This is a genomic window from Plantactinospora sp. B5E13, assembly GCF_039871775.1.
In the GTDB taxonomy this organism is placed as follows: Bacteria; Actinomycetota; Actinomycetes; order Mycobacteriales; family Micromonosporaceae; genus Plantactinospora.
In genome coordinates this window covers 43,420-57,297 of the sequence record NZ_JBDPLT010000054.1, presented here as the reverse complement: position 1 = coordinate 57,297, position 13,878 = coordinate 43,420, and the positions used below count along the sequence as shown (strand labels likewise).

5 protein-coding genes are annotated in these 13,878 nt (G+C 68.0%); 1 reads left to right on the top strand and 4 read right to left on the bottom strand.

All coding sequences use genetic code 11. From position 1 onward, the window contains the following. Nucleotides 1–464: 464 nt before the first annotated feature. The gene (gene lepB, locus ABGB05_RS31720; RefSeq protein WP_347657627.1) at nt 465–959 is read left to right on the top strand and encodes a signal peptidase I; all 495 of its coding nucleotides are present in this window, start codon (nt 465–467) and stop codon (nt 957–959) included. A gap of 68 nt (nt 960–1,027) precedes the next feature. On the opposite strand, the gene ABGB05_RS31715 is transcribed toward lepB, so the two are convergent. The 4 genes from ABGB05_RS31715 to ABGB05_RS31700 form a co-directional block, all read right to left on the bottom strand. Next, nucleotides 1,028–1,612 (bottom strand): hypothetical protein, encoded by a 585-nt coding sequence (locus ABGB05_RS31715; RefSeq protein ID WP_347657626.1) that lies wholly within the window; start codon nt 1,610–1,612, stop codon nt 1,028–1,030. Between the two features lie 36 nt (nt 1,613–1,648). Beyond that, nucleotides 1,649–10,261: a DNRLRE domain-containing protein gene (locus tag ABGB05_RS31710; RefSeq protein WP_347657625.1), complete on the bottom strand. Its 8,613-nt coding sequence runs from the start codon at nt 10,259–10,261 to the stop codon at nt 1,649–1,651. A gap of 220 nt (nt 10,262–10,481) precedes the next feature. Then, on the bottom strand, nt 10,482–12,380 hold the full coding sequence (locus ABGB05_RS31705) for a BTAD domain-containing putative transcriptional regulator (protein ID WP_347657624.1): 1,899 nt from the start codon (nt 12,378–12,380) through the stop codon (nt 10,482–10,484). 219 nt (nt 12,381–12,599) lie between these two features. Continuing rightward, complete coding sequence (locus ABGB05_RS31700; protein ID WP_347657623.1) at nt 12,600–13,580, bottom strand: superoxide dismutase; 981 nt, start codon at nt 13,578–13,580, stop codon at nt 12,600–12,602. Nucleotides 13,581–13,878: the final 298 nt, after the last annotated feature.

Below are 13,878 nucleotides of genomic sequence, written 5' to 3'. Positions count from 1 at the left end.
CACCTGCGAGGTGCCCTCTCGAACCGAGCGATAGAAGCCTGAAGCACTCCTATCCTTCCAGTTCAGAGGGCACTTTCTATCTCCGGGGTCCTGCCGGGCCGATCTTCATCGGTGGATCGAGGCTCAGCTCGGCGATCAATCCATGGCCCCAGTTGGTACGACCAGGGCCTGGCTCAACACCCACCAGAGCACGACCCGCCAATGTCATCCCGCTCAATGCCCCGATCCGCAGACCAGGTGACCTTCGCCTTCGAGAAGGTGTTCCGGATGTACCCGGGCAAGATCGCCCCTCGGACTCTTCTGCGGGTGTTCGCCTGCCTCGCACGGCGTCTGATTATCCGATCCTTCATATCAGTCCGGTTCCACGATCTCGGGCCATAGGCCCCGCGTCGATCTGTAGTCCCGCTTCCGAAACCCGACAGGCAGGCATGGATTGCGGCAGGCAGGGCTGGCATGATCCAGACGTGCGGAGGACCCTCGTCCTGATCGGACTCGTAGCCTCGTTGACTGCCTGCGCCTCGTGCAGCGTTGGCACCCAGAACGAGCGCTACCGGCTAAGTTCCCCCTCGATGGAGCCGACGATCGCGGAGGGTTCGACCGTCACCGCCGAGGTGGTGAAGCCCGGCGCGTACCAACCGCGCACCGGTGACGTCGTGGTGTTCGAAGTACCGGACACCTGGAGACCCGCCGAGCAGGAGCCGCCACGGATCTACCGAGTGGTGGCGGTGCCCGGCGACACCGTCAGCTGCTGCGACGATCAGGACCGGATCATCCGTAACGGCACGCCGCAGGACGAGCCCTACATCAGGACAGGGGACGGCCTGCCGCCGGACTTCCAGGCCGTCACCGTGCCGCCGGGAACGGTCTACCTCCTCGGCGACAACCGAGGCGTAGCCAACGACTCCTCGCAGAACGGGCCACTGCCGACAGCAAACGTGATCGGCGTCGTCAAGCTCTGAGCAGGAAGGCATCACGATCCGACGCCAACGGCCGGCCCGAAGGGGGCCGGCCGTTGGCGGTACGTACGTCAGCTCTCGCGGTTCGGGCTGGTGTAAGCCTCCCACTCCTCAGGACTCGGCGGCCACGGCGCCCAGTACGGCAGGTAGAAGGCCCGTCGCGGGGGATCCGCGACCGTGAAGGGTTTGAACTCCGGGTCCGCGAGCATCCGGTAGACGAACTCGGTCGTCGACATGTCGAACCGGTGCCACGGCTCGCCGCCCTCCTTCCGGGCGACCACCGGCCACCGGTCCGAATCCACGGAACTGCCAGCGAGCCAGAAATACTCCCCCTCGGTTACGTCGGAACCCCACTGAATCAGTCCCGACCCCTTGTCAGGCGCATAGACCCCATAGGGGGCGAACATTTCAGCGAAAATCGCATTCTCGCCTTCCCGCTGCCTGTCCCTGGCCCAGGTACGAAGCAGTGGGCGTTCGTCGTGCCCGTCCGTCAGCCGCATCAGGCTCAGATACCCCGAGAACGACCCCGGCACGAACCGCCGGGTCAACTCCTTGAAGTCGGCAGGCAGCGCGACGCCGAGTTCCGTCTCCACCTGCTCCCATCCGGAACCCTCGGGATCGTGGCGCCAGCCGGTCACCTCGATGATCCGGTCCACCCAACTCATCTTGTTTTGTTCCTCTGCCTTCGAAAGTCACGGCACATTTAGGACGACGGTGTCGACGATCACCTGGCCGCTGGCTGTCCAAGCCTTCATCGTGATGCTATCGGGGATCGGGTTGCTACCCGTGTAGTTGGGTATCGACATGTAGAACACTGTGTTGTTCTCGGTAGCAGCCGCGATCTGGCTCTCGTATCCTTGCATGACCCTTCGGTTGGCGTCGGGATACATTGGCACCAGATTGCGAAGGTCGTACCCGCTGCCACCGAGCTGGCGACCGAGCAGATGGCCTCGGTCGAGGCCCTTCCTGCTGCCCTTCGGGAAGGTGTCCGCGAAGCCCGGCTTGTCTGAAGGCCAGGGCGCGGGCGAGCCGATGATCATAGTGTCAGGAATGCCCGGCTTCTGTAGGTTCCCATTCTGGTCGACGTAGTTGAATCCGGTGTGGCTGAGGCACGCCATGGCTCCCCTCGCCCTACCGTGGGCGTCGAGTGGCAGATAGTAGGTCCAGTTCTGCCCGCCCTCGTCACAGTCGTGCCGCGTTCTGGGGACGGCCACATCGCCCGGATTCCACTCGACCTGCCGTTCGGGGGTGGTGAGCAGGCCCAGTTCGTAGTTGGGCTTGTCGCCGACCGGGCTTTCGCTCTGGGTGCTCCCCGCAGGTTTGGCATCCAGGAAGATGTCGGCGAAAATCCGGATGAAGGTCAGGGCCGGGTTGCCCCGCGACTTCGTGATGCTCTTGCCGACCCCCTTAACGGCGTCGACGATGTCGTCGATGATTCCGAGGTGGCCATCGATCTCGACGCTGCCGATCGGGTTGCCACCGCCGAAGGCGTACCGGTTGGCGTTCCAGGGGTCGAAGCCGAGGTTCAGGTCGGACAACGCGCCGTTGTAACTGTCGCGAGACAGGAACCGGTTCAGGTCCGGACTGTAGTCACGGAAGCCCATGTCGTAGTCGCCGGACGCCTGGTCCCAGCGCTTCCCGTTGAAGCGGTAGGCGTTGTACGGCTCCTTCGTCGGGTCCGCCGCGTCCGGCTTGTCGATACCGGTGAACTCGGCCTCGTTGTTCTTGCCGTACGCCGTGTAGCCGTACGTGGCCTTGGTGTCACCGGTCTCGTCGGTCAACTGCTCGACGTCGGTGTGCGGGTTGTACCCGTAGTAGGCATCCTCCTCGGTCCCGTCGTCCTTGTGCGTGACCTGGGACAGCCGTTCTCCCCACGGGGAGTGCTGGTACGACTTCGCGAGCTTGCCGGCGACCTCCTCGTCCAGCACCTCGGTGGAGAGCCCGAGGTAGTTGAACGTGGTGGTCTTCTCCTTGGCACCGCCGGCGTCCGTGGTCTTGGTGGTCGTCCGGTCCAGCGGGTCGAAGGTGTATTTCGTGACCGACGTACCTGTGGAATTCTTCGTCCGCTTCTCGACCGTGTGGTCGAAGCCGTCGTAGACGTTGCGTTCGATCACGGTGCCGGCGGACGTGACCGTGTCCAACCGACCGAACGGGTCGTAGTTGTACGACGACTTCACCCCGCCGGTCTCCGCCGTGAGGAGACGGTTCCGGTCGTAGTTGTACGCCGTCGTGGTGCCGCTGACGGTCTGGCTGATGACGTTGTTGTTGGCGTCGTGGACGTAGCTCTCGGTGCCCGGCGTGTCACCGGTCTTGGTCACCGACACCAGCCGGTCACGTGGGTCGTACGTGTGCTCGGTGGTGTTGAAGATGTAGGCGGACGCATTGTCCGCGCGCATTTTCTTGTTGACGTCCCTGGTGCGGTTGCCGTTCAGGTCGTAGTACATGGAGTGCTCGGAGACGACCACCCCGTTCGGCTTCTTCTCGACCTGATATTTGAGCTTACCGTCGAGGTAGTACGAGTAATCGACGGTGTTGCCGTTGCCCTTGGTCTCCCTCAGCTTCTCGCCGCGGTCGGTGTACGTGTACCTGGTCACCTTCGCGTCCGGGTCGCCGTCGAACTTCCCGTTGGTGACCGTCGACACCAGATCCCGCGGGTCGTATCCGTACGCGGCGTACTGCTTGTCGTGCTCGACCGTCAACGGCGCGCCGTTCTCGTTGTACTCGAACGACGTGGTGTTCTTTACGGTCCCGTCCAGGAACTCCTCGACCTTTTCGACCTGGTTGAGTCCGTTGTAGGTGACCGCGTACTCGTCCACCCGGGAGCCGGGGCTGGCGTCGCTGATCGTGGTCAGGTTGCCGTTCGGGTCGTACTCGTAGCGGTAGTCCTGCTTTTCGTCGTCCGCCTCGCCGGCGTTGTTCCGGACCAGCTTGACCGCGTCGGCGACGACCGTCCCGCCAGCCTGGTCGGACAGCGACACCTTGTGGCTGTTACCTTCGGCGAAGCTGTACGAGCCGAGGCTGACCCAGGCGCCAGCGTTGACGGTCTGGTTGACCGTCCGCGCCGCGTCACCACCGCCGTGGCTGACCGTGTACTTCGCGTCCGTGGCCGCACCCGGCACCGTCGGATAGCGGGCGAAGACCTCGTACGTGCCCGGCTGCGGCACGTTCAACTGCCAGGTGAAGGTGTTCGCGCCGGTCCCCGCCGGCCGGGTGACGTAGTTCGTGCCGTACTTGTTGCCGGCCGTGGTGGCCGCGGTCCAGGTGCCGACGGCGGTGGTGTTGTGGAAATCGGAATTGTCGACCAGCACCACCTGCTTGCCGACCGGCACGCCGTCGTCCGCCCGGGACCTCAGCTTGCCGTCCGGGTAGTAAGTCCAGGTCATCGTGCGGTTCGCCGACGAGTTCGAAGGGTCCTCACCGGCCGGCGTCAGGGTCCGGCTGGTCTGGGCGCCGAGTTCGTTGTAGGCGTACGAGGTGACGATGCCCCAGGGGTCGCTGCTGGTCTTCGTCCAGCCGTTGTCGAAGTACGTGTAGGTGGTGTTGTTGCGGGTGGACTCCCCTGCCGACGGCGGCGCCGACAGGACCTTGAGCCGGCCCACCTCGTCGTACTCGTAGGTGGTGACGTCCGCCGTCTTGTAGCGCGAGTCCTGCTCGTCGTACGCGGTACGGCTTTCCTTGACCCGGTTCAGCTTGTCGTAGACCTTGACCGTGGTGAAGTCGTCCGGGTCGTCCGTGGTGTCCACACCCCGCGGGCTGATCACCTTGGTCTGGTTGCCGACCTCGTCGTACCGGTACTCCGTGATGCGGTAGGTGATGGTGCCCGCCTCGTTCTTGTGCGGGACCTTCACCCGACTCGGCTTGCCCCGGGGGTCGAGCTCTGCCTCGGTGATGTTGCCGAGCTGGTCGGTGGTGGTGGTGACGAGGCCGTCCCGGTCGTAGGTCTGGCGGGTCGACTTGCCAGCGGCGTCCGTGGTCTTGATGAGCCGGTGCGCCTTGTCGTACTCGCGCAGCGTGGTGTAGTCGAGCGGGTCAGCCGTGGCGTTCTTCCGCCGGTCGACCACCTTCCGGACGTTGCCCACGTTGTCGTACTCGTACGTGATCGTCTCGCCCTTGGCGTTGGTGACGCTGGTGAGCTGGTAGATCTCGTCGTAGCCGTTCGTGGTGGTGTAGTCGCCCTCGTCAGGGGTGAGGTTGCCCTTCGGCTCGGTCACGGTCAGCAGGTGCCCGGCCTTGTCGTAGGTGTAGGAGGTCTTCCGCTCCGGATCACCCGCGACGTTGACCGGGGCCAGCGAGTGCTCGAGCTGGTCGGCCTCGTCGTACGACGCCTTCAGCACGGCACCGTTCGGGGCGTACGACTCGTAGACGTTGTCGTTCTCGTCGTACAGCGGAGCGGGTGTCGTGATCCACTCGTCGGCGTCCTGGTTCTTGGCCACCTTCCGCTCGAGCGGACGACCGAAGGTGTCGTACGTCTGGGTGGTGTCGTGGTCCAGCGCGTCGGTGACCTTGAGCACGTTGCCGCGCTCGTCGTAGACGAACTCGGTGGCCCGGGTCTCCGCGTCGGTGATGGTCTGCGGATAGCCGTTCGGGTCGAAGCGGCTGTTGGCCGTGATGTTGCCGTTGGCGTCCGCGACGGTGAGCAGCTGCCCCCAGTCGTCGTAACCGTAGGACGTCCGGTAGTCGGTGGGGTCTGCGGTGGTGTTGCCCATCGGGTCGACAACCCAGGACAGGTCACCGTCGGTCTCGTAGCCGAAGGTCCACTTTCGGCCCTCGGGGCTGGTTTTTTCGATCAGGTCGGCGACGTATCCGTTGAGCTGACGCTGGTAGGTCAGCACCATCCCTGAGGTGCCGTTGGCGACCGCCTCGGCGTCCTTGATCTCGGTCGGATAACCGGTCTTCGGATCGAAGCTCCAGCTCGAGACCGCACCGTTGTCCTCGCGCAACTGGGTGACGTTGTGATCGTCGTCCCAGGTCAGGGTCATCGTCTGGTCTTTTGCGTTGGTGGTCTGGTGTGCCCGGCCGTAGGCGTCCATCAGGTACGTCGTCGCGCGGTTCTCCGCGTCGGTCACCACCGTCTGGACGGTGTCTTCCTGCGGCCCGTCCGGATCGGTGTAGGCGAAGTCGGTCGGGTGGTCGAGCCGGTCGGTGTACGTCTTCGTCCGCCAGTGGAACTTCGGGTCGTCCTGCGGCGGCGAGTAGTACGCCAGCTCGGTGGCGTTGTCCCGGGGATCGGTGACCTTGACCAGCTTGACGTTCTTGTTGCCCTGGGTCATGTCGTAGACGAACTTGAACACCTTCGGGTCGCCGTTGGTCGAGCCGGCGCCGTCGATCAGCTCACCCAGCAGGCCCTTGTCCGTGTACGTGAACGTGAGTTTGCGGCCCGAGATGTCGGTGATCTGCGAGACGTGGTCGATGATGTGCGGGTTGGTCAGGTTCGACGCCGACTCTTTCGTCCAGTTGGTGTCGTCGATGTGGAAGTAGTCGTCACCCTTGGCGTAGTAGTCGATGGTCAGCGTGCGCCGGCCGGTCGGGTCGGTCAGGTACTTGAGGAACTTGGTCGGCTTGTTGTTCGACTTCCGCTCCTCGTACGTGAACAGCAGCTCGTTGAGGTTGTTGTCGACCACCGCCGACAGGTAGCCGTCGCAGTCGTAGAAGAACTTCGTCCGGTCCGGCCGGGTCAGCTGCCAGGCCCGCGACTCCTCCGTCTTGTTGCCGCAGGTCACCAGCCGTTGCAGGTACAGGTGCACGCCCTTCGGGCTCACCCACTGCCCGGCGGTCGGGTCCCAGGTGAACCAGTGACTCGTCCCGTCGCCGTCGGTCAGGGTGACCTTGGTCGGGTTCGGGTTCGGGTGGAATTCCAGCGGCGTGCCCAGCCGCATCAGCGAGGACGCCTGCAACGACCAGCCATACCCGGCGACCGTGTCGGTGGTGTCCAGCGAGTTGTACGCCAGCCGGACGAAGGTCGACAGGCCCCGGGACGGGTTGCTGAACGCGTCGTACGACCACACCGTGTTGCCGGCGTACAGGTTGTTCATCAGGGTGCCGCCGGCGCCGGTGTTCTTCCCGACGTACGAGTAGAACTTCTCCAGCCCGAGCTGGTTCGAGGTCGGCTCCGCCACCGCCACGATCTGGTCCAGCGAATCGATCGGCACCGTGTCCGAGAGCCACTCGGTGGTGCCCTTCTTGTGCAGCTCCCACTTCAGGACGTAGTCGGTGCGTTTGTTCCCCTCGGTGCTCGGCGGCGGCGTCTTCACCTGCGCCGACACCGTTACCGCCTCCCCGGCACCGACGTCCTTGCCGAGCGGGGTCACCGCCTGGTTGACCGGGTCGTCCAGCGGAATGCCGTCGGCCCGGGCCCACCGGTACGACAACTCCCACTGCGCCGCCGACCAGGTCCCGGTGGTCGGGTTCGACACCGTCACCGGCACCGTGTAGGTGCTGGCCGGCGCCAGCTCCCGTGGCGTCTCCGGGGCGTGGTACGTCTGCGCCGCGGTCGGCGTGATGTAGGTGACCACCAGCTTCGGCCGCAACTGCGGCTCCGCCGCCTCGCTGGACAGGAACAGCGTCCGCTCCGCCGGGCTGGTCTCGTTCGCCAGCCTTACCAGGAAGCCGTGGTTGGTCGTGGTACCGGAGACCCAGCGCTGCACGACGTCCTTGACGTACCAGATCCGCCACGCCGGGTCGTCGGTGTTGCCGGTGACCGTGTCCGGCACCGCCGGGTCGTAGTTCCCGCCCTTGGTCCATGGGACGCCGGTGGCGGCGTTGTCCCAGGAGGCGCTCGCCTCGTCGAACGCCTGGTTGAGCGCGTGCACCTGGTACGTCGCGTTCGCCGGGTTCGGCGTGGTCACCGACCACAGGTCGAACTCGGCCTCCAGCACCTGGGCGTTGTCCGGGATCGAGGACACTCCGGGGAACCGGACGACGCTGCGGGCCGTGCCGTAGGTGCCGGAGTTGTTCCCCACCATCAGCCACGGGTTGCCGGCCAGTACGTCGTGCCCGGTCGACGGCTGGGCCGAGGTCAGCGTGGTGTCCGGGGCGTCGCCCTGGAGCACCTGTACGGTCCGACCCGCCCGGGGCAGCCGGACGATCTGGGTCGGCGCCGGGATCAGCGTGCCGTCCCGGGTCTTCACCGCGACCATGTAGTAGTAGACCTGCCCGAACGGGTCCTCCGAGTCGACCGGGGTCGGCGTCGCGGTGGTGTCGGTGAACGTCGTCGTCCCGTCCGGGACCGGCGCCACCAGGGTCGCCGCCGACGGCGTGTAGGTCTGGAACACCGAGCGGTGCACCTGGTACTCGACGATGTCGCTACCGGCGTAGTCCGACCAGCTCAGCTCCGCCCCGGTGGAATGGATCGTCGTCGGCGACTCCAGGGTCACCCCGGGCCGGCCGTAGTTAACGATCAGCTTGGGGCTGTTCTCGTTCTCGCCGTTGTAGGCGTACTCCGCCGCCTCGTACCGCGGGCCGCCCCGGCCCAGGGTCGCCTCGTCCGCCGCCTTGAGCATGAACCCGTGGTTGGCGGTGCCGGTCAACCAGGACTGCACCACGTTGGTCACCGGGAACCGGTGCCAGACGCTCGACTCGTCGGCCTTCTTCACCGCGCCGGCCTTGGTGAACCGCACCGCGTCGGCGATCACCGCGACCGAGTTGGAGACTCCGGCGTCGCCCAGGATCACCCGGCCGGTGGTGCCGGCGGTGAATCCGAACGTGCCCAGGGTTGCCCAGTGCGCGACCCCCGGCACCTGCTGGTTGACGCTCTTCGGGGTGGTGCCGGCGCTGTGCACGACCTGGTACGGCGCCGCGGTCGACCGGTCCGTCGCCGTTACGTAGTGCGCGTCCACCGTGTACGTTCCGGCTTCCGGCAAGGTCGGGATCCAGGTGAACGTCTCACCGGAGACCGTGTTCTTGTTGTATTTGTACGTGCCGTTGACGGCATACCGGGTGTAGTCGGTGTTACCCGACGCCGGCCAGTCCCCGCCGATCGCCGTCTTCGTGGTGTCCTGGTCATCGACCGTGACCACCGTCGCCGCCCCGGTCCCCATACTCGTGTTGACCGAGTTCCAGTTCACCGTCGACTCGGTCCACGGCGCCGTCACCTGCCGCGCCTCCATCGGCACGTCGTACGCGTTGGTGGTGTGCTCTTGGTCGAAGTACATCTCCAGCGACGCGGAGGCGATGGTGGTGTTCTGCGGGATACCGGTCAGGTCGAACCTGACCAGGCTGCGGGCCCGGGACGACGTCGTGGTCCCCACCGACAGCCGCCAGTTGCCGTCGTAGTTGCCGGTCGGATCGTCCGAGGTGATCATCGCATCCGCCGACTCCGACGGGGTCGGCTGAATCTTGATCGTCGGGTCGACCGTCACCGGGAAGACCCGGGCCGGGTCGGCCAACCATGCCGGGTCGGCCGAGACCGTCAGCGTCGGCGCCGTCCCCGAGGTGTCCAGCCGCTGGGTGACCCGGTCGCTCCACGCCTTCCCGTACGGCGATTCCGCGTCATCTCGGGAGTCGAACATGAACGGCGCCGGCATCACCAGCAGCACCTGACCGCTGTCCGGGTCCCGGAACTCGATCGCCTGGTCGTCGCGCTGTGACACCGACAACCGCCCCGGGTCCAACCGGAACGTCATCGAGGTGGCCGCCGAGGGGCGGTTCAGAATGATCGACTCCTTCAGCGCCTCTCCCAGCACCTGGTAGGAGACGTCGACCCCGTCGACCAGATCGCGGTAGGTGACCGTGTCACCGTCCACCGTGGGCGTGACCTTACGTCCGGCACCGGCCAGGCCGAGCCGGATCCGCTCACCACCCAACTCGAACCGGACCAGGTCGTCGCTGCGCCCACCGAACCGGCTGGCGAAGGTGTTGCTGGTGTTCGCGTACCCGCCGTCGTCGGCCGGACGGAGGTTCGTGTCGATCGGCAGAAAGCGGCCCGACCCGCCCTGGTAGAACCGGGCCGCCGTCGACACCTCCGCCTGGATCTGCCCGTCGGACATCTCGAAGAACCGCGTCGTCGCCGACCGCCGATCGGTCAACTCGCGAACCCGCTTCGCCGGCTTCACCTCGCGGCCGGCCGGCGCCGCCTGATCCACCGCCAGGCCCGGGCTCACCGGCTCTGGGCGCTCCCGGCGCGGCCCGGCGCCGACCAGACTCCGCGCCACATCACCCAGCCGCGAAAGCCAGCCGCTGTCATCACCGCCGGTACCGGCGGCCCCGGTCCGCGCTGCCTGCCCCGACGGCACGGACTCCACCCCGCCGAGCGTGACCACCAGGGCCAGCACCAGGACGGTGGCCAGCACCCCGCGCAGCTTTCCCATCAGCCCTCACCCTCCGCACCGACGCAGACACGTCGGGCCGACGGTAGAAGCCGGAGATACCTTCGCCGCTATCGCCGACATACTCGCCGGGACGTATCGACCCGATCGCGCCCGCCGGCGCTCGTCGCTCCCGGGCGTGACCAGGTAGGACAGGGCCGGGCACGACACGGCCGGGCAAGGCGGCCCGGTTCCCCGGCCGTACCGGGGGGCGCGCGAAGGCTCAGCCGGCCTGCAGGGTGCGGACGGCGGCGGACCGGATCGAGGGGTCCCGACCGGACCGGGGACGGGGTACCACCGCAGGTTGCGTCACCGGGCCGGATCGCGCCGCCAGCTCCACGGCGTACTCCGCGACGAACGGCAGCAACCGGTACCCGCCCCGCGCCTCGCCCCGGGCCAACTGCGCGTCGACCAGACCCTCCAGTGCCCGCCAGGCCCGGAACGCCGGTACGTCGAGCCGCGCCGCGACCTGCGCCGGCAGCACCGGGGATGGCAGCTCGCCGAGCAGCCGGAACACCTGCCCGGTCAGCTCGTCGGCCGCCCGTACCGCGTGGTAGCCAGCAGCGACACTGTCCCGGACCGACAGATCCCCGTACATCAGCACGTCGAGCCGGTGCCGTTCGTCGGCGAGCTGCTCGGTCAGCAGTGCGACTGCCCACTCGGGTCGGCCGGCGAGCTGCGCCCCGGCCACCCGCAACGCCAGTGGCAGCCCGGCACAGCGCCGGACCAGTTCGGCGGTGGCCTCGGGTTCGGCGTCCAGCCGGGCCGCCCCGACAAGGCTGGCGAGCAGCGCGTACCCCTCGGGCGGGGCCAGCGGCCGCACCGACACATGTCGTACGCCGTCCAGGGTGTGCAGCCGACCCCGGCAGGTGACGATCACCGCGCAGCCCGGTTCGGCCGGCACCAGCGGACGCACCTGGGCGGCATGCTCGGCATCGTCGACGACCAGCAGCACCCGACGCCGGGCCAGCACGGATCGGTACCGGCCGGTCAACTCGTCGAGCCCGTCGAACGGCTCCGCAGCCGGCACGTCGAGCGCCCGGAGCGCTCTCGCCACCACCTCGACGGGCGTAATGGCCGCAGCAGCGGCCTGGTGCCGCCGTAGGTCGATGAAGACCTGGCCGTCGGGAAACTCGGCCGCCGTGAGCCGCGCCACCCGGACCACCAACGCGGACCTTCCGCTGCCGCCAGGACCGGACAGCGCCACGGTGGTGGGCACCCGCCCCGCCCCCCGTACGGCCGTGAGCAGTTCGGCGACCTCGGCGTCCCGGCCGACCAGTTCCACCCCGTCCGGAGGCAGCTCCCGCGGCGCCTCGACTGCCAGGCGAAGCTCCGGCCCACCGAACGTGGTCACGATCCGGTCCCGGGTCAGGTTCAGGCTCGGCGCCCGGTCGAGCACCGCCCGGTGCAGCGCCGACAGCTCCGGACCGGGCGCCACCCCGAGCTGCTCGTCCAGGACCCGCCGAACCTCCTGGTACGCGCCCAGCGCCGCCGCCGCGTCCCCGCTCCGATAGAGAGCGAGCATCAACTGGCCCCAGGCGCGTTCCCGCAACGGATCGTGGTGCAGGTGTTGCCGTAGTACCGGAACGACCTCGAGGTGTTCACCCTGCCGCAGCCGCGCCTCCACCAGATCCTCGACCACGGGCAGACGCTGCTCGTCGAGGCTGGCCAGCCGGGCCTCGACGGCGGTACCACCGGGCAACCCGTCACCGGCCCGGCCCCGCCACAACTGCAGCGCCGAGGTGAGGCAGGACACGGCCAGCTGCGGGTCGTCCGCCGCGAGCGCGTCGCGGCCCGCTTCGGCCAACCGCCGGAACTCGTCGACGTCCAGCTCTCCCGGCGCCAGCCGTAGCCGGTACCCGCCGCGCTCCGCGACGAGGCGGTCGCCGAGGATCTGCCGCAGCGCTGCGGCATGGCTGCGCAGATTGGCGATCGCCGAGCGGGGTGGCGGACCCGCCCAGACCATCTCGGAGAGCCGGCCGAGCGAGACGGAGCGGTTGGCCTCCAGCGCCAGCGCCACGAGCATGACCTGCCGCTTCGCCGCGCCCAGGGCCGCGGGCCGACCGTCACCGTACAGCTGTACCGCGCCGAGCAACCGGACCTCGACCCGCATGCTCAGCATCCCCGCCGAATGGTGATCACTCGCCGACGCTAAGTGACAGTGATCATGGTTTCAAGATACCCATCCACGTTTGTCGCAGTGATGAATGTCTTCCAGATACGACGGCGAGTCGCGTAACGCCGCAGCGTGCCGCACCGCTCCCCACGGGGCCGGCGGCCCGGGCACCGACCCGGTACGGGCACGCCGGCGGTCGACCGGCGTACCCGTACCGTTACCGGTTCAGGGACGCGGGACCGCCACCACGGCGTACGGCGTCTCCGGGGTCGGGGTGGTGGTGAACCGGGCGTTCGGCAGGTAGAGCCGGTTGCCGTACGCGGCCACCGTGGTCGGTACGTCGAACCCGGGGTCGGTCACCCGCTCGACCACCCGCCCGCTCCGTCCGCTCCGGTCCAGCCGCAGCACGGTGAGGGTGTTCAGCCGATTCTGCACCACGTGGAGCGTCCGGCCGTCGAGCAACAGTCCGTCGCCGTTGGTGAGCAGTTCACCGCCGAGGTCGACGGTACGACCCACCCCGGTCACCGGGTCGACCCGGAACAGCAGCCCGGTGCCGGACTGGACGACGAGCAGCGCCTTTCCGTCCGGGGTCGGGGCGATGCCGTTGGCGTTGATCCCGGTCCCGTAGACGATGTCCCCGCCGAGCGGTACCCGGCTTACCTGGTCGGCGGCGGGCAGTTCTCCGCCCCGGCCCAACGGCACCCGGTACAGCACCGGGTTGGTGGAGTCGGTGAACCAGGCCGACCCGCCGGTCAGCACCACGTCGTTGACGAAGCTGGCCTGGTCGGTGAAGCGGTAGCTGGCCAACACGCGTCCGGTACGGGTGTCGATCACCCGACCGTCCCCACCACTGCCACCGGCGACGAAGAGCCGTCCCCGGTTGTCCACCTTCATACCCAGCGAGGGGGTACCCGGGCCGGGGTTGATCACCTCGCCGCGACCGGTGAGCAGGTTGGCCCGGTAGATCGCCCCGGTGGCCCGGGAGCCGAGGTAGGCGAACGGCACGGCACCGATCGCGATCCCCTCGGGCTGGAAACCGGCCGGCAGGTCGAGGGTGCGCGGCGCGAGTGGTCCCCACCGGGTCGGGGTGGCGCCGGCCCGGTCGGCGGGCGCGGCCGTGGCCGCCGGAGCTGCGGTGGCGACCAGCGCCGTGGTCAGGGTCAGGGTGACGGCGAACAGGACGGGGGTACGGCGGCGGCGACGCATGTCTTCGGCTCCCTCCACTGCCCGACGACGGTCACCGACCACCGGAACCGGCCGAGGCGACCGAGACCCGCCAGGCATCGACAATCCTCCACTGAGATCGGGTTCGATGATGCCAGGTGTCCGGCTGTCCGCATCTCGACAGGGCGCTCCCCCGGCCACCCGGCCCCCGCCACACTGGCCGGATGCGTCCCGTCTGCCCGCCGCCGGGCGTCGGCCCGACACCGTCGTACCCCGTCCCCACGGCAGGGATGGTGCGGACGCCGTCGCGCGCCGAGCCACCGCCGAGGGTGGGTCCGGC